This window comes from Silanimonas algicola (assembly GCF_054777375.1).
Genome location: NZ_BAAHAS010000001.1, coordinates 409018 through 432545 on the forward strand (window position 1 = coordinate 409018; position 23528 = coordinate 432545).

18 protein-coding genes are annotated in these 23528 nt (G+C 71.0%); 3 read left to right on the forward strand and 15 right to left on the reverse strand.

Features of this window, described 5'->3' with window-relative positions; all coding sequences use genetic code 11:
* Positions 1-7 precede the first annotated feature (7 nt).
* Positions 8-1423, reverse strand: a complete 1416-nt coding sequence (locus ACYVAK_RS02000) for a mannose-1-phosphate guanylyltransferase/mannose-6-phosphate isomerase (protein ID WP_461057456.1) — start codon at positions 1421-1423, stop codon at positions 8-10.
* 151 nt (positions 1424-1574) lie between these two features.
* On the opposite strand from ACYVAK_RS02000, the gene ACYVAK_RS02005 reads away from it, so the two are divergent.
* Together ACYVAK_RS02005 and ACYVAK_RS02010 are read left to right on the forward strand one after the other, a co-directional pair.
* A complete protein-coding gene (locus ACYVAK_RS02005) occupies positions 1575-2321 on the forward strand; it encodes an electron transfer flavoprotein subunit beta/FixA family protein (RefSeq protein WP_461057458.1) in 747 nt (248 codons plus the stop codon).
* Between the two features lie 13 nt (positions 2322-2334).
* Positions 2335-3273 carry an electron transfer flavoprotein subunit alpha/FixB family protein gene (locus ACYVAK_RS02010; protein WP_461057460.1) on the forward strand — a complete coding sequence of 313 codons (939 nt, stop codon included), beginning with the start codon at positions 2335-2337 and terminating at the stop codon, positions 3271-3273.
* A 44-nt stretch (positions 3274-3317) separates the two neighbouring features.
* Here ACYVAK_RS02010 and ACYVAK_RS02015 read toward each other — a convergent pair whose 3' ends face one another.
* The 12 genes from ACYVAK_RS02015 to ACYVAK_RS02070 form a co-directional block, all read right to left on the reverse strand.
* Entirely contained in the window at positions 3318-3746 is a 429-nt protein-coding gene (locus ACYVAK_RS02015; RefSeq protein WP_461057462.1) for a GtrA family protein, read from the reverse strand.
* Positions 3743-4741, reverse strand: coding sequence for a glycosyltransferase family 2 protein (locus ACYVAK_RS02020; protein ID WP_461057464.1), 999 nt, complete (start codon positions 4739-4741; stop codon positions 3743-3745). The genes ACYVAK_RS02015 and ACYVAK_RS02020 overlap by 4 nt, the downstream gene beginning before the upstream one ends.
* Before the next feature lie 9 nt (positions 4742-4750).
* On the reverse strand, positions 4751-6634 hold the full coding sequence (locus ACYVAK_RS02025; protein WP_461057466.1) for a DUF2142 domain-containing protein: 1884 nt from the start codon (positions 6632-6634) through the stop codon (positions 4751-4753).
* A 55-nt stretch (positions 6635-6689) separates the two neighbouring features.
* On the reverse strand, positions 6690-7319 hold the full coding sequence (locus ACYVAK_RS02030) for a CoA transferase subunit B (protein ID WP_461057468.1): 630 nt from the start codon (positions 7317-7319) through the stop codon (positions 6690-6692).
* Position 7320: 1 nt separating this feature from the next.
* Entirely contained in the window at positions 7321-8058 is a 738-nt protein-coding gene (locus ACYVAK_RS02035) for a CoA transferase subunit A (protein ID WP_461057470.1), read from the reverse strand.
* A 103-nt stretch (positions 8059-8161) separates the two neighbouring features.
* Positions 8162-10408: a glycosyltransferase family 2 protein gene (locus tag ACYVAK_RS02040; RefSeq protein ID WP_461057472.1), complete on the reverse strand. Its 2247-nt coding sequence runs from the start codon at positions 10406-10408 to the stop codon at positions 8162-8164.
* Entirely contained in the window at positions 10405-11955 is a 1551-nt protein-coding gene (locus ACYVAK_RS02045; RefSeq protein ID WP_461057474.1) for a sulfotransferase family protein, read from the reverse strand. Before ACYVAK_RS02045 ends, ACYVAK_RS02040 begins: the two co-directional genes overlap by 4 nt.
* Positions 11952-13286, reverse strand: a complete 1335-nt coding sequence (locus tag ACYVAK_RS02050) for an ABC transporter ATP-binding protein (protein WP_461057476.1) — start codon at positions 13284-13286, stop codon at positions 11952-11954. The genes ACYVAK_RS02045 and ACYVAK_RS02050 overlap by 4 nt, the downstream gene beginning before the upstream one ends.
* A complete protein-coding gene (locus ACYVAK_RS02055; RefSeq protein WP_461057478.1) occupies positions 13276-14082 on the reverse strand; it encodes an ABC transporter permease in 807 nt (268 codons plus the stop codon). Before ACYVAK_RS02055 ends, ACYVAK_RS02050 begins: the two co-directional genes overlap by 11 nt.
* Positions 14079-15236 (reverse strand): cystathionine gamma-synthase, encoded by a 1158-nt coding sequence (locus tag ACYVAK_RS02060; protein ID WP_461057481.1) that lies wholly within the window; start codon positions 15234-15236, stop codon positions 14079-14081. The genes ACYVAK_RS02055 and ACYVAK_RS02060 overlap by 4 nt, the downstream gene beginning before the upstream one ends.
* Before the next feature lie 34 nt (positions 15237-15270).
* On the reverse strand, positions 15271-16647 hold the full coding sequence (locus ACYVAK_RS02065) for a pyridoxal-phosphate dependent enzyme (RefSeq protein ID WP_461057483.1): 1377 nt from the start codon (positions 16645-16647) through the stop codon (positions 15271-15273).
* A gap of 54 nt (positions 16648-16701) precedes the next feature.
* Positions 16702-17769: an acyltransferase family protein gene (locus tag ACYVAK_RS02070; RefSeq protein ID WP_461057485.1), complete on the reverse strand. Its 1068-nt coding sequence runs from the start codon at positions 17767-17769 to the stop codon at positions 16702-16704.
* 74 nt (positions 17770-17843) lie between these two features.
* Between ACYVAK_RS02070 and ACYVAK_RS02075 the strand changes: the two genes are divergently transcribed.
* Positions 17844-19511 (forward strand): O-linked N-acetylglucosamine transferase, SPINDLY family protein, encoded by a 1668-nt coding sequence (locus tag ACYVAK_RS02075; protein WP_461057487.1) that lies wholly within the window; start codon positions 17844-17846, stop codon positions 19509-19511.
* 173 nt (positions 19512-19684) lie between these two features.
* Here the strand turns inward: ACYVAK_RS02075 and ACYVAK_RS02080 are convergent, their stop codons facing one another.
* Both ACYVAK_RS02080 and ACYVAK_RS02085 read right to left on the reverse strand, forming a co-directional pair.
* On the reverse strand, positions 19685-21091 hold the full coding sequence (locus tag ACYVAK_RS02080; RefSeq protein ID WP_461057489.1) for a hypothetical protein: 1407 nt from the start codon (positions 21089-21091) through the stop codon (positions 19685-19687).
* A 321-nt stretch (positions 21092-21412) separates the two neighbouring features.
* Positions 21413-23527: a secretin N-terminal domain-containing protein gene (locus ACYVAK_RS02085; protein WP_461057491.1), complete on the reverse strand. Its 2115-nt coding sequence runs from the start codon at positions 23525-23527 to the stop codon at positions 21413-21415.
* Between the last annotated feature and the right edge of the window lies 1 nt (position 23528).

Sequence of the window (23528 nt, forward strand, 5' to 3'; positions counted from 1 at the left end):
GCGGGCCTCAGGCATGCCGGCCGTAAACGTCGTCGAGGCGCACGATGTCGTCCTCGCCGAGGTAATCGCCGCTCTGCACTTCGATCAGGGCCAAGGGCTCGGTGCCGGGGTTGCGCAGGCGATGGACGCTGCCTTTCGGGATGTAGGTGCTCTGGTTGCGCTCAAGCACGAACACGCGCTCATCGCAGGTGACCTCGGCCACGCCGTCGACCACGATCCAGTGCTCGGCCCGATGCGCGTGCTTCTGCAGGCTCAAGGATGCACCCGGCTTCACGACGATCCGCTTGACCTGGAAGTGCTCCCCCTTGTCGACGCTGTCGTAGTGCCCCCAAGGGCGGTACACCTGCCGGTGGTTGACGTGCTCGCCGCGGTCGGCGGCCTTCAGCGACTCCACGATCGCCTTGACGTCCTGCACCCGGTCGCGGTGCGCGACCAAGGTGGCGTCGGGGGTGTCCACAATCACGAGATCGCGCACGCCGACGGTGGCGATCAGGTGGTCGCCGACGGCGTGCAGCAGGCAGTCGCGGGTGTCGCGGGCGACGACGTCGCCGGTGACGACGTTGCCCTGCGCGTCCTGCGGGCCGATCGCCCACAGCGCGCTCCACGACCCGATGTCGTTCCAGTCGCAGTCCACCGGCACGACCGCGGCGCGGCAGGTCTTCTCCATCACCGCGTAGTCGATCGAATCCGACGGCGAGGCGGCGAAGGCCTCGCGGTCGACGCGGATGAAATCGAGGTCGGCCTTGGCCTTGGCGAGGGCCTCGCGGGCCGCGGCCAGCATGGCCGGGGCGTGCTCGGCGAGCTCCTCGAGGTAGCGGTCGGCGCGGAACAGGAAGATGCCCGCGTTCCACACGTAGCGGCCGTCGGCGAGGTAGGCATGGGCGGTCGCCGCGTCGGGCTTCTCGACGAAGCGCTCGACGGCGAACACGCCTTCATCGAGCGGCCCGCCGCAGCGGATGTAGCCGTAGCCCGTGTGGGCTTCCGTGGGCGCGATGCCGAAGGTGACCAGCGCGCCGGCCGTGGCCTGCGCCCGCGCCTTCTGCACGGCGGCGACCCAGCGCTCCGGTGCGCCGATGCGGTGGTCGGCCGGCAACACGAGCAGCAAGGCGGCCGGGTCGCGCTCCGCCACCTGCAGGGCGGCCAAGGCGATGGCCGGCGCGGTGTTGCGGGCCAGGGGCTCCAGCACGATGGCCCGAGGCGTCACGCCGAGGGCCTGCAACTGCTCGCCGGCGAGGAAGCGGTGGTCGTCGCTGGCGACCACGAGCGGCGCCGCGGCCCCAGGCACGCCGGCGGCCCGCTTCACGGTCTGCTGGAACAGGGTCTCCGGGCCCGCGAGGGCGAGGAACTGCTTGGGCAGGTTCTGCCGCGACAGCGGCCACAGGCGGGTGCCGCTGCCGCCGCTGAGGATGACCGGGACGATCATGCGCGCATCACGTGATTCGGAGGCGGGAAGGATAACGCGCCGGGACGGATTCCCGGCCGTTCAAGTCCTGAACACGGGGGTTTCCGGCTAAAATCGGCGGGCTTCCTTTCCACCGGCCGGCGCCCTGCCCCGGCCCGACATGAGTGCCCCCATGAAGATCCTCGTCGCCTACAAGCGGGTGGTGGACTACAACGTCCGCATCCAGGTCAAGCCGGACGGTTCCGGCGTCGTCACCGAGGGCGTCAAGCTCTCGCCGAACCCCTTCGACGACATCGCGCTCGAAGAAGCCCTGCGCCTGCGCGAGAAGGGCCTCGCCACGGAAGTGATCGTCGCCACGATCGCGCCGGCCGACGCCCAGGCCCACCTGCGCAACGGCCTCGCCATGGGCGCCAACCGCGCCATCCACGTGGTCACCGATGCGGCCGTGCAGCCGCTGACCGCCGCCCGCACGCTGCTCAAGCTGGTCGAGAGGGAGCAGCCGGGCCTGGTGATCCTCGGCAAGCAGGCCATCGACGACGACAGCAGCCAGACCGGCCAGATGCTGGCCACGCTGTGGGGCCGCCCGCAGGCCACCTTCGCCTCCAAGGTCGAGGTCGCCGGCGACGTCGCCACCGTCACGCGCGAAGTCGACGCCGGCCTCGAGACCCTCGAGGTCGACCTGCCGGCCGTCATCACCACCGACCTGCGCTTGAACGAGCCGCGCTTCATCAAGCTGCCGGACATCATGAAGGCCAAGAGCAAGCCGCTGGAGACGCTGCAGCTCGCCGACCTCGGCGTGGAAGCCGCGGATTTCCTGCAGACCACGCACTACGCCCCGCCGCCGAAGCGCACCAAGGGCGTGATGGTGAAGGACGTCGCCGAACTGGTGGCGCTGCTGAAGCAGAAGGGCCTGGCGTAAGGAACCCATGACCATGAGCAAGATCCTGATCGTCGCCGAGCACCTCGACGGCAAGCTGAACCCCGCCACCGCGCGCTGCGTCACCGCCGCGGCCAAGATCGGCGGCGAGATCCACGTGGCCGTGCTGGCCGCCGAGCCGGCCGGCATCGCCGCCGAGGCCGCGCGGATCGCCGGCGTCGCCAAGGTGATCACCGTCGCCCGCGCCGAGAACGCGAACGCGCTGGCCGCCGTACAGGCCCCGCAGATCGCCAAGCTCGCCGCCGGCTACTCGCACGTGCTGCTGCCCTCGACCACGTTCGGCAAGGACGTCGCGCCCTGCGTCGCCGCGCTGCTCGGCGTGGCCCAGGTCTCCGACCTGATGGCCGTCGACGGTCCGCACGCCTTCAAGCGCCCGATCTACGCCGGCAACGCCATCATCTCGGTCACCGCGCCGAGCGACCGCACCGTCGTCGCCACCGTGCGTCCCGCCTCGTGGCCGGCCACCGGCAACGGCGGCAGCGCGGCGATCGAAGCCGCGACCGTCGAGGTCCCCCTGCCGACGCACACGCGCTTCAAGGGCCTGCAGAGCGGCAAGAGCGACCGTCCGGATCTGCAGAGCGCCAGCAAGGTCGTCTCCGGCGGCCGCGCGCTGGGTTCGGCGGAAGCCTTCTCGATCATCTACTCGCTGGCCGACAAGATGGGCGCCGGCGTCGGCGCGTCGCGCGCCGCGGTCGATGCCGGGTACGTGCCGAACGACATGCAGGTCGGCCAGACCGGCAAGATCATCGCGCCGGAGCTCTACGTCGCCATCGGCATCTCGGGGGCCATCCAGCACCTGACGGGCATCAAGGACGCCGGCACCATCGTCGCGATCAACAAGGACGGCGACGCGCCGATCTTCGAGATCGCCGACATCGGCCTCGTCGGCGACCTGTTCCAGATCGTGCCGGAGCTCGAGAAGGCGCTGGGCTGAACCGCCCTCCGGGTCGCCGCTCCGGCGGCGATCCGGACGACGCCTCAGCGATACACCCAGAGCCGCGAAGCGACGAAGGCCACGGCCGCGAGGCCGAGGTCGACCACCGGCTTCAACCCCCAGGCCCAACCAAGGCCGCCGAGACCGTCGATCAACGCCAGCGCGGCCGTGCTGGCGGCGGTGAGCACGAGCCAGAGCAGCACGAAGCGCGCCAGGCTGCCGCGGCCGAGCCGGTGCGCCCCCTCCGGTTGGCGGAAGGTGTACGCGCCGTTGCCCACGTAGCCGAACATCGCGCCGATCGCGCGGGCGCCGGGGTTGGCGACCCACGTCGGCACACCGAGCGCGGTGAGGCCGACGTAGGCGCCCCAATCGACCAGCAGTTGCAGCACGCCGACGAGGGCGTAGCCCGAGAGTTGCCGCCCGCCCTCGCCCGACCGGAGCCAGCGCGCGCAGCGCTCCACCGCCCCCCTCATCGCCGCGTTTCGAGACGACGGCGCGAGGCGGACAGCAGCGGATGCAGCGCCCGCCGCGGCATGGTCCCGATGTCGTAGGCGAGGAAGGCGAGCAGGAACTGCAGGCCGCTCACCATCGCCAGCGCGGGCAGCATCACGGTGCCCACGGTCGCCGGGGTTCCCGACTGGATGGACAACAGCCAGTGGTAGCTCCCGAAGGCGATCGCGAAGCCGATCAGCAGGATCGCCGCCACCAGCTCCAGCGACGCGATGGACAGGTCGCGCAGGAAATAGTTGTACGACACGCGCTTGCCGAAGTTGCGCAGATGCTTCGCGCCGAACTCGAAGACCGCGCGGCGCACGTCGAGGTGGCTGGTCTCGTCGCCGTAGAAGGCATCCATCGGCACGTCGACCACGGCCGCGCGCAGGGTGCCGAGGCGGAACAGCAGGTCGGTCTCGAAGAAGTAGCGCCGGCTCAGGCTGTCGAGCGGCAGCAGGGCCGCGACCGGCACGCTCAGCGCCGTGTAGCCGTTGGTCGGGTCGAACAGGTCCCAGTAGCCGGTGCTCGCCTTCGCCATGAAGCTCAGGCCGAGGTTGCCCCAGCGCCGCACCCGCGGCATGCGGCGGATGTGCCGCAGGTCCCAGAAGCGGTTGCCCTTCGCGTAGTCGGCTTCGCCGCGCAGGATCGGATCGATGAAAGACGGCAGCAGCGCCGGGTCCATCTGGCCGTCGCCATCGATCTTCACCACGACGTCCATGCCCTCCTCGATCGCCGCCCGATAGCCGGTGACGACCGCGGCACCGACGCCGCCATTCTCGGCGTGGCGGATCACGCGGACGCGCGGGTCCGTGCCGTGCGTCGCGACGTGGTCGCCGCTGCCGTCGGGGCAGGCATCGTCGACGACGTAGATGCGCGCGACTTCAGGCCCGATGCGCTCGATCACGCCGAGGACATGGCGGGTGACCCGGTAGCTCGGGATGACCACGGCGACGCGCGGCGATGCGGAAACAACCATCGGACTGACTCAACCGTAGTAGCGGGCGACGAGCACCGGCAGCGTCGCGACGAGGGTATAGAGCGTGACGAGGATCGTGAAGCCCACGCCCACGCCGTCCGCGAACCGCCCGCCGTCGCCCTCGCGTGGGGCGGGAATGGCCATCGCGAGAGCCAACGCCGGCAGCAGGAAGTAGCGACCCTGCACGCCGTCGATGGTCGGCGATTCGAACGGCGTCCACATCAACAGCAGAAGCAAGGGAACGAGCAGGGCCGACCCGACCGCCAGCAGCCCACCGGCCGCGTGGGTCCAGCGGGCCCGGCGCCAGTCCGCGACCGCGAGGCTCCACGCCACGGCGAGGGCGAGCAGCACGCCCCAGGCGGCGTAGACGGGGTGTGGCAGCGCCGTGTCGAGCCAGCCCAGCACGCCGACGAAGGAGCGCCCCCAGAAGTCGGTGATGAGCGGCGTCGTCGCCGTCGTCCAGACGACCTCGAACAGCCGGGAAGGGTCGTTGGCATACGCCAGCAGCTTGTCGCCCGCCGACATCTCGGCGGTTTTCGAATGCAGCGTGGTGGCCAGCGCCAGGAGCGTCCAAGCCGCGATCATGGCAAGCGGCACCAGCCCCAAGGCGACCCGCCGCAGGGTGAAGCGACGGGCCATCAGCAGCGGCACCAGCAGCAGCGGCGCCATGTGGAAGCGGCAGCCAACGACTACCACGAGCAAGCCGCCCACGACGGCGATGCGCCGCAGGCTGGCCTCGGAACCGCGCGCCTCCTGCTCACGCCACAGGGCAAGCGCCAAGGCCGTCGCGCCGATGGACAGGGCGTCGATGCCCGCCCCCGCCCACTGGAACAGCGTCATCGGCAGCAGCAGCAGGGCCATCGCGGCCATCGACGGCCGCCAGCGCAGGAACGCGGCGAACAACAGCAGGGAGGCGACGAGACCCGACGCCAAGCGGGCGGCGCGGTACGAGGCGTCGACGCTGACCCCCAACGTTCGGCCGATCGCCAGGGCGGCGGCCTGGGGCAGGTAGATGACCGGAAGGTAATAGCCGGTGCCCGCTGCCCCGCTGAAGGTTTCCGTGCCGCGCCAGCCGAGTTCGACCGCCGCACGGCGGGCGTCGTCGGCAAGCCGCTGCCCCGCGTCGAACGGCAGGTGTTCATGCAGGGCCATGTAGGCCAGCAGCCCGTCATCGACCCAGAGGCCGGACACCGGGCTCGTCTCCGCGTCGAGCAGCAGGCGGCCCTTCGACAGGGCGTAGGCGCGTTCGACGTGGTCGAACTCGTCCGGCGACTGGAACGGCGGAACGACCGCAGCGAGGACAAGGGACGCGGCGAGGACGATGCCCGCGGACAGGGCGGCCAGGCGGCAGCGGTCGTCGGCGGCTGCCGACGCGGGGACCGCGGACGCCCGCACGCGCCGACGTCGCCAGAACACGACCACGGCGCCCATCAGCAGGAGGGCGACCGAGCCAACGAACAGCCGGTGGCGCGCGGCGCCGGGCACCGCCCGCTCGCGGACGATCGGCATGGGCGCCGATGTCGCCAAGACCGCGCCCGAGGGGTCGAGGAAACGAAGGATCATTGGCCCAGTCGGTACCGGGCCCTCGACAGCACGTTCGAAACGCCACCCCGACTCGAGGAGATCGGGCCGGCCCAGCGCCACGACCACGTCGGGCCGGCGCACGGTCTCGATGGCCACACGGCGCGCAACGCCCGCGTCCACCAGTTCGATCGCGGCCAGCGGTCGGGCGGGGTCCGCGGGCGCGAACCAGCCGGCACCGCGAAGCGTGCTGCCCGACGCCTCGAGCACGAGCTCATCGACGGCATGGGGCGCGGCGACGGCCGCCGGGGACGACAGCAGGACGCCGAGCGTCGCGAGCGCGCGCAAGGCCGAGCGGAAGAATCCATTCATCCCGGCAGTCTATCGCCCGGGCGGTCGCCCAAGCGCCTCCGCGATGCGCCCGCCGTCAAGCGTTCAGCGGCACGCCCGTCTTCGCGGCGACCTCGTCGCGTTCGACGCCCGGCGCCAGCTCGACCACGCGGAGGCCCTGCGGGCCGACATCGAACACGCCCAGTTCGGTGATGACGCGGTTGACCACGCCCACGCCCGTCAGTGGGAGCGTGCAGGCGGGCAGGATCTTGTGCTCGCCGCCCTTGGCCGTGTGCTCCATCAGCACGACGACGCGCTTGACCCCGGCCACGAGGTCCATCGCGCCGCCCATGCCCTTCACCATCTTGCCGGGCACCATCCAGTTGGCGAGGTCGCCCTGGTCGGTGACCTGCATGGCGCCGAGGATGGCGAGGTCGATGTGGCCGCCGCGGATCATCGCGAAGCTGTCGTGGCTGCCGAAGAAGCTGGCACCGGCGCGCGCGGTCACCGTCTGCTTGCCGGCGTTGATCAGGTCGGCGTCGACTTCCGATTCGGTGGGGAACGGGCCGATGCCGAGCAGGCCGTTCTCGCTCTGCAGCCACACGTCCATGCCCTCGGGGATGTGGTTGGCCACCAGGGTCGGCAGGCCGATGCCGAGGTTCACGTAGGCGCCGTCGGTGAGTTCGCGGGCGGCGCGCTGCGCCATCTCGTCGCGGGTCCAGGGCATGTCACTTCACTCCTTCGCGGATCGTGCGCTGCTCGATGCGCTTCTCAGGTTCGGCGTTCACCACGATGCGGTCGACGTAGATGCCCGGCAGGTGCACGTGGTCCGGATCGATCGCCCCGACCTCGACCAGTTCCTCCACTTCGGCCACGCAGACCTTGCCCGCCATCGCGCAGGCCGGATTGAAGTTGCGCGAGGTCTTGCGGAACACGAGGTTGCCCGCCGCGTCGGCCTTCCACGCCTTCACCAGCGAGACGTCGGCGTGCAGCGCGGTCTCCATCACGTACCAGTGCTCGCCGAACTGCCGCGTTTCCTTGCCTTCCGCCACGACCGTGCCGTAGCCGGTGCGTACGTAGAACGCCGGGATGCCGGCGCCGCCGGCGCGCAGGCGCTCGGCCAGCGTGCCCTGCGGATTGAACTCGAGCTCGAGTTCACCGGCGAGGAACTGCCGCTCGAATTCCTTGTTCTCGCCGACATAGCTGGAAATCATCTTGCGGATCTGCCGCGTGGCCAGCAGCTGGCCGAGGCCGAAACCATCGACGCCGGCGTTGTTGGAGATCGCGGTGAGGTTCTTGGCGCCCGAATCGCGCAGCGCGGCGATCAGCGCTTCGGGGATGCCACAGAGGCCGAAGCCGCCGACCGCGAGGGTCTGGCCGTCGGCGACGAGGCCGGCAAGGGCCTCGGCGGCGGAACCGTAGAGTTTGCTTCGGCGCGGGGCCTGCGCCGGATTCGGGGGCGTCATGCAATCGACCTGTCGAAACGGTGGGGGCCATGATACCGGCGCGGCCTCTCGCCGAGGACGCCCGCGGACTGGACGTTCGGGCTAGGCCCGCGAGTGCCGCCGCCTACCGCGGCGCGCGCGGCGGCGCGGCGAGCGCGAAGGGCGTCGAGGTCAGACAGAGGTTGGGGTTGTAAGCGCGGTCGTCGGCAAGGCGCGCCCCCCAGCGCTGCAGCATGAAGTCGACCTCGGCCTTGAATCGCGCCTGCTTTTCCGGCGTGTCCTCTTTGCCCCGCGAGGCCGACTCGTGGTGGTAGAGCTCGGCATGCGGCGTCCAAAGGTTCGCGTGCCCTTTCGCGTCGAGGCGGAGGCAGAAATCGATGTCGTTGAACGCCACGCCGAGCTGCTCGTCGAGGCCGCCGACCTCGTCCCACAGCGCGCGGCGCACGACGAGGCAGGCCGCGGTGACCGCGCTCAGGCGCTGCACCAGCCGCGCCCGGCCCATGTGCCCCCCCGTGCCGCGCGGCCAGCCGGCGTAGAGATGGCCAGCCACGCCCGAAAAGCCGAGCAGCACGCCGGCGTGCTGGATGCTGTCGTCGGGGTAGTAGAGCATCGCGCCGACCGCACCGATGCCGGGCCGCAGCGCCTGGGCCACCATCTCCTCGAGCCAGCCGGGCGTGATCACCTCGATGTCGTTGTTCAACAGGCAAAGCACGTCGCCGCTGGCATGGCGCACGGCGAAGTTGTTGATCGCCGAGTAGTTGAACGGATGCGGGTAGCGCAGCACCGTCACGCGGGGCTCGGCGGCCAGCGCCTCGAAGTACGCCAGCGTCTCGGGCTCGACGCTGTGGTTGTCGACGACGAGGAGCTCGAAGTCGGGATAGGTCGAACGCCGCAGCACGCTGTCCACGCACTGGCGCAGCAGGTCGACGCGATCGCGGGTCGGGATGACGAGGCTCACCCGCGGCGCGGGCGACGGCAGCGGGCGGCGCACGGCGAGGTGGCCGCCCGCGAGCACCTGCACCTCGGCCGCGATGCCCGCGCGCGCGAGGTGGTCGGCCACCGCCCGGCGGCCGGCGTCGACCACGTACGACTTCTCGGAGACCGCCAGCGCGGTCGAGCCTTCGATCGAACGCCAGTGGTAGAGCACGTGGGGCACGTGGACGACGTTCCCGGCGCCGCAGCGCTCGATGCAGCGCAGGGCCAAGTCCCAGTCCTGCGAGCCCTCGAAGCCCCGGCGGAATCCACCAACCTCGCGCATCAGCGCGGTGCGGTAGACGCCGAGGTGGGACACGCAGTTCTGCCCGAGCAGGAGGTCGGGATCGAAGCTCGGCTTGAAGTAGGGCTCGTAGCGACGACCGTTCTCGTCGATCTTGTCTTCGTCGGAGTACAGCACGCCCGCCGACGGATGGCGGGCGATCGCCTCGGCGATGTGCAGCAGGGCATCCGGGTGCAACTCGTCGTCGTGGTCGAGCAGGGCCACGAACTCGGCATCGACCAAGGCGAGCGCGCTGTTCGACGCCTCCGAGATGTGCCCGTTGGCCTCGCGGCGGACCACGCGGATGCGCGGGTCCGACGCCGCGGCCTCGGCCAGCACCTGGGCCACGTGCGGCGCCGGCGAAGCATCGTCGGCGATGCACAGCTGCCAGTGCGGGTACGACTGCGCGCGCACGCTGTCGATCGCCCGGCGCAGCCAGCGCTCCGGCGGGTTGTAGACCGGCATCAGCACGGCGATGGGCGGCCGCGCCCCCAGGGCCGCCACGCGACGCTCGGCGTCGGCCGACGGCAGCGGCGCGGCGAAGCGCCGGCACCAGGCGGTGTAGTCGTCCTGCCCATCGGCCTGCAGCGAGGCATACCCGCGAAGCAGGCGCTCTCCGGCGGCACCCACGCGGCCACGGGCGAGATCGCGCACGGTCGCCATCGCCAGCCGCCACGCCATCCGGCGACCGCCCGAGGGTGAGCGCGCGATGTCGCGCAGCATCCCGGCCATGGCCGCGGGACGATGGCGGCGGCGGAGGCGGAAACCCGAGGCTTCGAAGGTCGCCTCGACGGCCGTCGGGTCGAGCCGCAGCGCGCGCACCGCGTACTTGAAGCGCACCAGCACGTCGATCCAGCCGTCGACGTCGGGCGATCCCAACGGGATGCGTTCGAGCTCGGTCATCCCGCCGCCGTAGTCGGGGTACAGGCAGGGCGCGAGGATGGCGCCCTCCCGCGCCACGAGGCGGACGCGCAGGCGGAACCAGCCACCGGCGCAGGCGAAGGGCTGGCCATGGCGGACGACCAGGAACTGCGGGTCGCCCCCCTCGGCGACCCACACGCCCGGCTGGCCGGGAGCGGCCGCGAGATGGGCCAAGGGCTGCAGCACGAGGCTCACGGCGTGCCCTCGGGCGCGTCCGTCTCGCCGCGCCAACGGCGCCACCAGTAGCCGAACGTGCGGCGTCGCGTCCAGGCCAGCGTTTCGGTGGACTGCCGCGAGAGACGCGCCAGTGTCTCGCCGACCTCGCGCGCCCACGCGCCCTGCGCGACGGCAAGGGCCTCGACGCGGGCTTCGAGGGCGCGCAATCGCGCCGCGCCGACCGCCTCCTGGTCCACCAAGGACCAGAGCAGTTCCGGCAACCCCCGGGCGTGCAGCTCGAATCCGACCTCCAGCGGCCCCGTCCCGGCCATCGTCGCGTCGAGGCCGAGCTCGATCCACGGATCGTCGTCGATGGCCACGAGCACCAGGCCCTCGGCGGTCGGCCGCACGACGCCATTCGAGGCGAGGACCGCCGCCCCAAGGTCCACGACCGGCACGCCGCCCACGGCCAATCCACGGATCTCGAACACCCCGGCGCGATCGTCCGGGTCGAGGCGCAAGCGGTCGAGGCGCCCCGCGGGGCCGCCGGCCGTCGCGACGAAGCCGCCCCCGGCCAGGGCACGGGCGGCGCAGGACCGGTCCTCCGAATGCGCGGCATCGAGGGGCCGCCAGTAGAGACGCGGCATCGGCACCCGCGGCGGCGGCCTGCCCCACGCGTCGGTGAGGGCAAGCCCATCCCGCACCTCGCGCAACAGGCGCAGGGCGTCCTCGCGGCTGCGACCATCGCGCGCCCGGGCATCGCTCAATGCGGCGCGTGCGCCCTCGGCGTCCTCGCGCCAGCGGGCGCGGAAGGCATCGAAAGCCGCAGCGACCGCCGCGCCCTCGCCCGCCGTGCCGAGGCAACGCTTGGCGAACGCGTACACGCGGTCGACGGCCGCTTCGGCTTCGCCACCATCCGCGCGCTGCCGCCGCAGCCGGGCCTCGACCCCGGTGCCGCGCGCGGGGTCCGGGCGCAGCACGTCGCCGAGCCCCAGCACGTCAAGCGCGGCGTCGAGGGTGGCGTCCGGCGCGCTGAGAAGGTCCGCGAAATCGATGAAGACGCGGGACGCGCCGCGGGTGGCGTGCTCGGCCTCCAGCAGGTGTTCCAGCCACAGCTGCGCCGCGCGGTAATCGGACATGCCGTCGCGGGCGCGGAGCGATGCCGCGACCTCTCGCGGATCGCGCAGCACGATCAGGTAGGCGGGCCGCAGGCCGGCCTCCGCCATCGCCTGCGACCACTCCGGAACGAGCCGGCAGGCGCGCGGGTCCTTGACGACGGCGGGCTTCGACCGCCCGCGCAGTGCGCCGAACACCTCGCGCATCGTCGCCTGCGCGGCTGGCGCCCCCAGTGGGCGCGGCAGTGGACCGGGTTCGTCCCAGGCCAGGCCGGCCGAGGCCAGCAATGCGTCGCTGGCGGCGACCAGGCGCGCGTCCTCGAAGTAGCCGTTGGCGTTGTCCGAGGTCGAAGGCAGCAGGGCGTCGCCAGCGTCGGCACCGCGCGCGACGAGCGCGCCCGCCACCGCCGACGTGCCGCTGCGATGCATGCCCAGCACCACGAGGGTGGTGGGACGTTCCGTCGTGTTCATGGGGCCGCTCCAATGGCGAATTCGCAGGCCGGCTCGAGCGCGAGGTCGAAGAAGCCCGAGCGTCGCGTCGGCGAGGCCGTGGCTTCGATGCGGAAGGCCAGTGCATCGACGATGCGATGCAGGTAGGTCTCCCCCTCGCCGTCCACCCAGCCCACGCAGCCGGCATTGAGGAAATACGTGCCGGGCAGCAGTGCGGCCCGGAAGGGGAAAGCGACGTCGACCACGCTGCCCGCCGGCACCGCCTCGATGCCCTCGCCGTGGCCGTGCGAGTCGACGCCGCAGAGCTCCACGCCGCTGGTGGACTTGATCAGCATGCCGAAATGCACGAAGCGGGCGGCCTGGTCGAAATGGACGCGGAAACGATAGCGGTAGCACTCGCCGGGGGCGAGCACGTTCACTGGCTGGCCTTCGGCGTCCACCAGCCCGGGGGACTCGATGCGGGCACCGCGCGATTCGTAGTGCACCGTGCTTTCCGGCAGCAGGCCGGGATCGAAGCGGGCGCTGGCCGCCGGGGCGCCCTGCCCGGCCTCCGGCGCCGCCGGGCCCTCGTCGAGCGTCCCCGCGCGCAGCTCGGCCAGCAGGGCCGCGCGCCGCTCCGGCGCGCCGTAAAGCACCTTCTGGAAGGCCGCGACCACGGCCTTCGGCGCGCCCACCGCGAGCACCTCGCCGGCATCGAGCAACACGGCCCGATCGCAAAGCTGCACCACCGCCGCGGTGGCATGCGAAACGAACAGGATCGCCGCGCCACGCGCCTTCATCTGCTCGATGCGGGCGAAGCACTTGCGCTGGAAGGCCTCGTCGCCGACGGCCAGCGCCTCGTCCACGACGAGCAGGTCGGGCTCCACGGCGACGGCCACGGCGAAAGCCAGCCGCACGAACATGCCGCTCGAATAGGTGCGCACCGGCTCGTCGAGGTAGTCGCCGATATCGGCGAAATCGACGATGGCCTGGAAGTGGCGCTCGGTCTCGGCGCGGCTCAGGCCGAGCATCGAGGCGTTGAGGTAGACGTTCTCGCGACCGCTGAACTCCGGGTTGAAACCGGCCCCGAGCTCGAGCAGGGCGGCCACGCGGCCGCGAACCTCGACGCTGCCCTCGGTGGGCTCGAGCGTGCCGCAGACCATCTGCAGGAAGGTGGACTTGCCCGATCCGTTGCGCCCCAGCAGGCCGACGGTCTCGCCGGGCCGCACCTCGAGGTCGACGCCGCGCAGGGCCCAATGCGCCTGCGACCGGCCCGGCCCGCCCAGCAGGGCGAACAGGCGCCGCGAGGGGCTGGCAAAGCGCTCGTAGCGCTTGCCGAGGCCGCGGGCTCGGACCACCGGCTCAGAGGACATCGGCGAACCCCCGGCGGAGGCGCAGGAACAGCGCCGCCCCGACCGCGGCCACGACGAGGCCGATCCCGCCCTGCACGGCGAGCGCCGACCAGTCCGGCATCGCGCCCTCAAGAGCGACGGCACGCGCGGCATCGACGACGGGGGTCAGCGGATTGCCCTCGAACACGACGCGCCAGGCCTCGGGCACGGCATCCGGCGGGACGATGACCGACGAGAGGAACATCATCGCGGTGACCAGCGGCGGCACCACGTACTGCACGTCGCGCACGTAGACGCCCAAGGACGCGAGCGCCCAGACGAGGCCGAGGCAGAGCAGCAGCATCGGCAGCAGGACGACCGGCAGCAGCAGCAGGGTGGGCGGCGGCGTGCGGCCGACGATCACCAGCATGGCCGCCAGCACCAGCGCATTCGCGAGGAAGTGGAACAGCGCGGAGGCCATCACCGGCCAGGCCAGCAGTTCCACCGGGAACACCACCTTCTTGACGTAGCTGGCATTCGCGGTGACCAGCGTGGACGCCTTGCCGAGGCACTCGGCGAGCACGCCATGCACCATCAGGCCGACGAACAGGAGGATGGCAAAGCCCGCCGTACCTTCGGCACCGGGCCAGCGCGAGCCCAGCACTTCGCCGAACGCCAGCGTCAGCACGCCGAGCATCAGGAAAGGCTGCAGCAGCGCCCACAGCACCCCGAACGAGGCGCCGCGATAGCGCCCCGCGATCTCGCGCTTGCTGAGCTCCCAGGCGAGGGAACGCTCCCGCGCCCCGAGGGGCAGCAGCGAGGCCGCAGCCCTGCTCACCCGAGCGCCCGCTCCAGCTCGGCGCGCAGGTCGACGAGGTCCTCGATGCCCACGCTCAAACGAACGAGGTTGTCCGTGACCCCGAGCTTGGCGCGGCGCTCCTCGGGCACCGAGGCATGGGTCATCACCGCCGGGTGGTTGGCGAGGCTCTCGACGCCGCCCAGGCTCTCGGCGCAGGCGAACAGCTCGGTGCGCTCCATGAAGCGCTTGGCCGCGGCGAAGCCGCCCTTCAGCCACACGCTGACCATGCCGCCCGGGCCCTTCATCTGCCGCTGCGCCAGCGCGTACTGCGGGTGCGCCTTCAGGCCCGGGTAGGCCACGCGCTCCACCGCCGGGTGGCGCTCGAGGAACTCGGCGATGGCCTGCGCGTTCTCGCAGTGCGCCTTCATGCGCAGGTGCAGGGTCTTCAGGCCGCGGAGTGCCAGGAAGCTGTCGAACGGCCCCTGCACGCCGCCGACGGCGTTCTGCAGGAAGGTCATCTGCTCGGCGAGGTCGGTGCGCTCGCCGACGATGGCGAGGCCACCGACGATGTCGCTGTGGCCGTTGATGTACTTGGTCGCCGAGTGCATGACGATGTCGGCGCCGAGTTCGATCGGGCGCTGCAGCGCCGGCGAGCAGAAAGTGTTGTCGACGACGACGATCAGGCCGCGCTTCTTCGCGCGCTCGGCCACCGCGGCGATGTCGACCAGCTTCAGCGTCGGGTTGGTCGGCGTCTCGATCCACACCATCCGCGTGTTCGGGCGGATCGCCGCCTCGAACGCCTCGAGGTCGGACAGGTCGACCCACGAGAAGTCGAGGCCGGCGCTGCGCCGGCGCACGCGCTCGAACAGGCGGTAGGTGCCGCCGTACACGTCGTCCATCGCCACCACGTGGCTGCCGGAGTCCAGCAGCTCCAAGATGGTCGACGTGGCCGCGAGGCCGGAGGCGAAGGCGTAGCCGTTCCTGCCGCCCTCGAGGGCGGCCACGCAGCGCTCGTAGGCGAAGCGCGTCGGGTTGTGGCTGCGCGAATACTCGTAGCCCTGGTGGACGCCCGGGCTCTCCTGCACGTAGGTCGAGGTGGCGTAGATCGGCACCATCACCGCGCCCGTGCTCGGGTCCGGGCTCTGGCCGGCGTGGATGGCTTTCGTGCCGAAGCCGTAGGGTTTGTCGCTCATGGCAATCCTCGCGTGGGGCGCGCGCCGCGCGCCCTCAGGGCACCTTGCGGCGCAGGTAGTTCAGGAAATCGATGCGGGTGATCAGGCCGAGGAACTTCGGCCCGTCCATCACGATGGCCACGTGGCCGCGCTCGAACACGCCCATCAGGCTGTTGATCGGCGAGCGCATGTCGACCAGCTCGAGCTTGGTGACCATCGCCGTGGACACCGGGTCGCGGAAGCGCGCCTCGTCGGCGTGCACGTGCATCAGCACGTCGCTTTCGTCGAGGATGCCGACGATCCGCTCGTTCTCGATCACCGGCAGCTGCGAGACGTCGTACAGCTTCATGCGCTGGTAGGCGACGGTCAGCAGGTCGTTCGGGCTGACCACGATGGTGTCGCGCGCCGCGTAGGGGCGCAGGATCAGGTCGCGCAGGTCGCCGTGCTGCGGGCGGTCGAGGAAGCCCTGGTCGAGCATCCAGTAGTCGTTGTACATCTTCGACAGGTACTTGTTGCCCGTGTCGCAGACGAACACCACCACCTTCTTCGGCGTGGTCTGCTCGCGGCAGTAGCGCAGCGCCGCGGCCAGCAGCGTGCCCGACGACGACCCGCCCAGCACGCCCTCCTTCGCCAGCAGCTCGCGGCCGGCGAGCATGCTGTCGCGGTCGCTGACGGCGTAGGCCTTCTTGACGCGGGTGAAGTCCGAGATGTCCGGCAGGAAGTCCTCGCCGATGCCCTCCACCAGCCAGCTGCCCGACTTGGTGTCGAGGATGCCCTCGTTGATGTACTTGGTGAGGATCGAACCCACCGGGTCGGCCAGCACCAGCTCGACGTGCGGCGCGGCCTTGGCGAAGAAGCGCGACAGGCCGGTCATGGTGCCGGAGCTGCCGCAGCCGAAGACGATGGCGTCCATCCCGCCGGCGTCCTGCATCTGCTCCCAGATCTCCGGGCCGGTCACCGTCTCGTGCGTGAGCGGGTTGTCCGGGTTGCCGAACTGGTTGATGAAGTACGCGCCCGGCGTCTCCGCGGCGATGCGCGCGGCGAGGTCCTGGTAGTAGTCCGGGTGGCCTTTGGCGACGTCGGAGCGCGTCAGGATCACCTCGGCGCCCATGGCCTTGAGGTTGAAGATCTTCTCGCGGCTCATCTTGTCGGGCACCACCAGCACGAGGCGGTAGCCCTTCTGCTGCGCGGCGAGCGCCAGGCCGATGCCGGTGTTGCCCGCCGTGCCCTCGACGAGGGTGGCGCCGGGCTGGATCTTCCCGGCCTTCTCGGCGGCCTCGATCATCGTCACGCCGATGCGGTCCTTGATGGAGCCGCCGGGATTCATGCACTCCAGCTTGAGGTACAGCTCGCAAAGACCGGTGTCGAGCTTGCGGGCCTTGACGATGGGCGTCTTGCCGACGAGTTCGAGGACGCTCTGGTGGACGGGCATGGCAAAGGGGGCTCGAAAGGGTGGCGGATTGTACCAGCCGGCCTTGGCCACCCCTCAGCGGTGCAGCGGCCACCGCACGCGCTGCAGCGGCCGCTCGAACAGCCGCCACGAGGCCCACGACACCGACGCGGTGAGCACGGCGAACACCGCCAGGGCCGGCGCGCCGGCGAGGCCCATCGGGCCCGTCACGGCAGCGAGCACCGGCATGTGCCACAGGTAGGCGCTGAAACTCACCCAGCCCAGCCAGCGCAGCAGCGGCCACTCGAAGGGCCGGCGCAGCCAGGCCGGGCCGTGCACCACGGCCAGCAGCAGGGCCGACCACGCCACGGCGAAGAAGGCGAACCAGCGGTGGTTGAGGTCGGGCTGGAAGGCCACGAGGCCGGAGAGCGCCGCCACCGCCGGCACCGTGGCCACGATGGCCAGCAGCGCGGCGACGCCCAGCAGGCCGAAGCCGCGCACGCTGCGGTCGCTGTCGGCACCGCCATGCAGGGACAGCACCGCCGCCAGCCCCCCGGCGAAGAACAGCACGAGGTAAGGCCCGAGGCGAACGTCGTTCACCGCCGAGGCCTCGGGCGGCCACAGCTGCATGGCCGCGACCGAAGCGCACACCGCCAGGGTGGAGGCCAGCCAACGCCCGCCGGCGCGCTGCGCGCCGGCCAGGGCCGCCGCGACCAGCGGCAGCCAGAGGTAGTAGTGGAACTCCACCGGGATGCTCCACAGCACGCTGGCGCCCTCCTGCAGCAGCAGGTGTCGCCAAAGGCGCTCACCGTCCATCGGGTAGGGCCACCACGGGGCCATGCCGGCGACGGTCAGCGCCGCGCTCGCCAGCAACACCACGAGGTACAGCGGCCAGATGCGCAGCACGCGACGCAGCGCGTAATCGGCCCACGTCGCGCCGCGCCGCCAGTCGGCCGCCGGCCGCAGCAACAGCAGGCGCGTGAGCAGGAAGGCGCTGAGCACGAAGAACAGATAGACGCCGCTCTTGCCGGTGCCCGACAGGCTCAGGCCCGGCAGCACCGGCAGGCCGGCGTTGGCGAGGTGCGACAGCAGCACCACGCCGACGGCGAACCCGCGCAGGCCGTCGAGGGCGGGCAGGGTGTCGGCGCGTCGCGGCTCGGTCATCACGTGAACAAAGGTGGCCTTGGGCCGGCCCCGCATTGGACACTATGGGCCTCGAAAACGCACGGACGTGCCCGATGGAACGACACACCGCCCCTCTCCCCCCCCGACTTGCGCATGCCCTCGAGGCCCTTCGGCGTGGCGACCTCGCCACCGTGGAGTCCTTGTGCCGGCAGGTCCTGGCCGAATCACCGGGCGAGTTCCGTGCGGCCAGCATCCTCGGCGCGATCCTCACGGATACGGGTCGCGCCGACGAGGCTCTGCCCTTCCTTGAGCACGCCGCGCCGCACGAGCGGATGGCGCGCTACAACCTCGGCATCGCCTACCATGCCCTCGGTCGCCTCGAGAACGCCGCGGCCTGCTTCGACGCCGCCGTTCGCGCGAACCCGGACTGGGTGGACGCCCGCAACAACCTCGGGGCCACGCTGCTTGACCTCGGCTTCGCCCGCGGCGCCGTCGATGTGCTGCGCGAGTGCCTGCAACGCCCCGGCCTGACGCCGGGCATCTTCAGCAACCTGTTGCTGGCCATGCAGTACCTCCCCGAGGTGGCTCGCGACGAGCTCGCCAACCTGCACCGGCGCTACGGCGAGGCCTTGGCGGCCGCCTTTCCGCCCCTGCCGCCCGCTCCGGCCCGCGAACCGGGGCCGCTGCGCGTGGGCCTCGTCTCGGGCGACCTGCGCCACCACCCGGTCGGCCTGCTGCTGGAGGGCCTGCTGCCCGCCCTGCGCACCCGCGGGTGGTGGCTGGCGGCGTACAGCGCTCGTCCCGGCCTGCCCGGCGACCCGATGCCCGCTCGGCTCCAGGGCCACGTGGACCGCTGGGTGGACATCAGCGGCATCGACGACGTGGCCGCTGCCCACCGGGTGCGCGAGGACCGCATCGACGTGTTGATCGATCTCTCCGGCCACACCGGGCATCACCGCCTCGGCGTCTTCGCGCTGAAGCCCGCGCCCACCCAGCTCAGCTGGCTGGGCTACGGCGACAGCACCGGTCTCGCGACCATCGATGCCGTGATCACGGATGCGGTCTCCAGCCCGCCCGGCTCGGACGGCGAATACGTCGAGCCGCTGCTCCGCCTGCCGATACCACGCCTTCCGTTCACCGCGCCGAACGATGCCCCGCCCGTCTCGGAGCTGCCGTATGCCGCCGATGCGCCGTTCACCTTCGGCTGCTTCAACACCATCGCCAAGCTCAACCCGCGCGTCATCGGCGCCTGGGCGCGCATCCTCGCGGCCGCCCCGGAAAGCCGGCTGCTGATGAAAGGCCGCCAGTTCGACCACGGGGCGGCGCGCAAGGCGATCACCGACGCCTTCGCGCAGCGGGGCATCGGCGTGGAGCGCCTGCTGCTCGAGGGCTACACCCGTCGCGCGGAGTACTACACCGCTTTCCACCGCGTCGACGTCGCCCTGGACCCCTTCCCGTTCAACGGCGGCATGTCCACGCTGGACGCCCTGTGGATGGGGGTACCCGTCCTGAGCCTGCCCGGCCAGGGCATGTGGGCGCGGCAGGGCGCCATGATCCTCGGCGCCCTCGGCCTCGAGGATTGGCTGGCGACGGACGTCGATGACTACGTGGCCAAAGCCGTGGACGCCACGCGCTCGATGGCCGAACTGCGGAAACTGCGCCGGGGGCTCCGCAAGCGCGTCGGCGACGCGGCTTTCGCCAAACCCGAGGTGTTCGCCGAAGCGTTCTGCACGGCGGTCGAAGGGCTGCACCAGCGGCTCGGGGCGGTGCAGCGGCGCTGAGCCCCGCCGCCGCCGGGCCTCGCGAGTCGTCGATCACGGCCTCCGCGGACGGCAGCAAAGAGGCCCGCAACGCGGGCCTCTTCTTGGATGACAGGCAACAAAAGCGGCGCGGAACGAAAAAAGAAAGGCCCGCTTGCGCGGGCCTTTCGGGTGCTGCGACTAACCCGTGAGGATTAGTTGGTGCCCGGACGGACGAGCGCCGTGTTGGCGATCGAACCGGTGGCGCCGTTGACGATCTGGTACAGACCCTGGATCTGGGTCGTCGGAGCAGCCACCGAGATGTTCAGCGTGCCGCGCGGCTGGCCGGTGAAGGTCGCGATGTCAGCGGTGTTCAGCACGATCGTGCCGTTCGCCGGGACGGTGCCCGTGGCCGCCGTGCCGAGGGTCGCCGTGACGCCGGCTTCCGTCTGCGCGGTGATCGTGTACGGACGGGCCACCGAGCCGGTGTTCGTCAGCACGATGCGGCTGGTCCAGCCGGCCGGAACCTGGGCGAACTGGGCCTGCAGCGAGGTGCCGTTGCGCACGATGCTGCCGACAGCCGACGGGCCTTCGCCCGAAGCCGTGTAACCCGTTTCGCTCTGAGGAACAAGCGTAATCGTGTAATCCGAAACCGGGACAGCGACGCCCGCGCGCGGGGTGAAGCACAGGAAACCGTTGACCGCAGCGTCGCCCGTCACGAACGTAGCCGAGCTGCCCGTCAGGGTGTTGGCGTTCGTGATCGTGCCGGTGCAATCCTGGGCCGAGGCAATGAAGACGCGAGTCAGGGCGGTGCCGGTGAAGGTCCCGTTCGAGTTCGCGGCGGCCGAGAAGTCGCCGTCGATACGGTGCGCGGTGTCGGCGCCGAGGATCTCGGCGAGCGTGATCAGATCACCGTCGTTGGCGAACGGCGTCACGATCGTGGCCGAGTGAGCCGCGTTCAGGTTGAAGCGGACCTGGCCGATCCGGGCCGTCGCCGTATTCTGCGGGCCAGAGCCCACTGCCGGCTGCACGAAGCCAGCGAACGACGGCGAGGCCTCAACGTTGGCGGTCGAGGTGTTCGTGAGGTTGGCGTAGCGGTAGCTGTCAGAGAACGTGAAGTAAGTGCCAGACACCGAAGCAATGCGGCCAGCGGTACCACCAGCAGCGGCCTGCGACGGCAGGTCGTAGAGGCTGTAGGTGCACGAAACGGTGTCACGCGAAGTCAGCGTGCGCGTGCCCGCGATGGTCACTTCGGTGTCGTCAGCCACCGCACCGGAAGCCGTCAGCGAGAAGCGGATGATGTTCGTGCCATTGCCGTTCACGTTGCCCGGCGAGAGGTTGGTGCCGGTGATGTTCGCGTCCGTGGCAGTGAACTCGATGTTGTCCGAGCACTCGATACGGGCATAACGCACTTCCTGGTCCGAGAAGGCGTACCCAGTCTCAAAACGCAGGTTGAAGTCGGCATCCGCAGCGAGAGCGAGTTCGCCGTCGGTGAAGTTCACTTCGTTCGCGAGCACGCGGGGAGCCGGCGTGCTGGCACTGAGGTTGACCTGCGCCTGGGCGGCCGTGGCAAACAGGCCACCGACGATCGCTGCGGCGAGAATCTTCTTGTTGAGGGTCATTACGTTGTTACTCCTAAGCTTAGGGTTTTGACGCATCAGAACAGCACAACGTCCGGGCACCACCTAGCGCCTGCATGCATCATGCCGGCGCCGGCACGGGAGGAAAGTTGCCGCCGGGCCTCACTATGACAGAGAGATCCCGGTTTTGGCACCCACCTTCTGCGCATGCAAGAGCACCACGCAGTCCCCAAACGCCGGCCGATAGTAGTACGCGGCTTTTCAGGGCGTCAACGATTGTGGAGAAATTGTTAGCCGCAACCGTCACACATTTGAAAAACTCTTCCCTCTCAGCCACTTAGCGCCACGCGCAGCGAGACAGAATCAGCGCGGGATCTCGCCCAGACGCGACCGCAGCGCCTCGGTGATCTGCCGCGCCTGGGCGGCGTCCTCGATGACGTAGGGCGTGATCAGCACCATCAGCTCGGTGCGGTTGCCGGTGCGGCTGCGGCTGCGGAACAGCTCGCCCACCACCGGAATACGCCCCAGCCCGGGGATCTCCGAGCCGCCGGTCGTCGTGGTGTTCGAGATCAGGCCGCCCATCAGCGTCGCTTCGCCGTCCGAGACGCTCATGGCGGTTTGCAGCCGGCGCGAAAAGATGCTAGGCGACGAGATCGAGCTGGATTCCGTCTGCTGGGCCTCGCTGACCTCCTGGCTCACGGTCAGGTCGACGCGCTGGCTGGAGTGCACGACCGGCTGGATCTCCAGCAGCACGCCGGTCTTGCGGTACTGCACCTGCTGCAGGATCGACGGGGTCACGCCGCCGAGGTCGGGCGCCGTCGCCTGGCTGGTGAGGATGGGCACCTCGGTGCCCACGTCGATGCTCGCGCTCTCGCCGCTGCGCACCATCAGGCGCGGCGTGGAGAGGATGTTCACCCGGGTGCTGTTCTGGAACAGGTTCATCACCGCGCGCACTTGCCCGCTCGACGAGATCGGGCGCCACACCACGCCGCGGTTCGCCACGCTGCCGCCGTAAGCGCTCAAGCTGCCGCCGAAGTCGCTGATGCCGGCCTCGCGCAGGGCCCATTCCACGCCGTGCGAGAACTCGTCGGTGAGCGTCACTTCGGCCACCGTCACTTCCACCAGCACCTGGCGCGCCGGCTGGTCGAGGCGCGCGAGCACGCTCTGCAGGGTGCGCCAGCGGCTGGCCTCGCCCTGGAAGATGATGGCGTTGCGCTGCGGGTCGACGACGATGCGGCTGCCGTCCGGCGCCACGCTCACCGTGGCTTGCGGCGCGCTGCGGTTACCGGCGGTGGCGCTGCTGCCGCCGTCGATTCCGCCACCGCCCTGCAAGCCGCGAGAGCCCGAGGCCTCGGCCGAGCCCGTGCCGCCCGCTGCCCCGGCGGAAGGCGTGCCGCCAATCAGCGCTTCCATCGTCGTGCGCAGGCTTTCCGCCGTGGTGTGGCGCACCTGGTAGATGTAGGCGCCCGCCTGCGTGCCGCCGTCGTCGGCGGGCTGGTCGAGGGTCTCGGCCCACTGCGCCACGGCCTCGAGCGCGGCATCGGATTCGCTGAACACCACGAGGGCGTTGGCCGAAGCCACGGGCACGAGGGTCAGCACGCCGCCGGTGCCGTCGGTGCCGCGAAAGGTGAAGCCCTGCCCCACCAGCAGTTCGCGCAGCTCCTTGGCCAGCACGTCGACGCTCAGGTACAGCGGCGTGATGCGCAGCGAACGCTTCTCGCGCAGGCCCGTGCGATCGAGCAGTTGCACGGCCTCCATCGCCGAATTCACCAGCGCCGGCGGGCCGCTGAGCAGCAGGGCGTTGTTGTCGTCGAGCTCCGTCACTTGCAGCCCCTCGACCCGTCCGAACAGCGTGCGCACCTGCGCGCTGATGCGCGCGGGATTGGCCACATCAAGCGGCATGAACACGAAGATCGGGCGCTGCCCCGCCGGCACCTCGGGCAAGGCGCGGCCGGTGAGCAGCTGCGGCGTGTCCACCACGGCGCCAGCCTCGGCGGTGAAGCGCAGCCGGCCCTGCTCCGGCACCACGGCCACGCCATAGCGCTTCAGCACCTCCTCGGCGATGGCGTAGAGGCGGTTCGGCGGCTCGGGGTCGACGAGGCGCAGGCTGACGAGGTCGGGCTTGTCGCGCACCGCCTGCTCCACCTCGATCGAGAAGCCGAGCTGGTTGGCGAACACCTCGTCGATGAACGCCGTCAGGTTCGCGCCATCGATGGCGAGCGCCACCGGGGCACCGCCCGGGGCCACCGGGCTGCGGCGCGCATCGAGCACGCGGGCGGGCGGGGCTTCGGCGCGCGGGCCTTCGCTGATGCGCGAGCCGGCGGCGTCCTCGGCGGGCGCCTCGGTCGAGGCTTCCGGCGCGGGCAGGGGCGCACGCAGCGGCTCGGGCAGCGAGGGCGGCGAGGTGGCGCAGCCGGCGAGCACCAGCGAGAGCAGCACGGCGACAGTGAGGCGGGCGGGCATCAGCGGAGAGGGCATG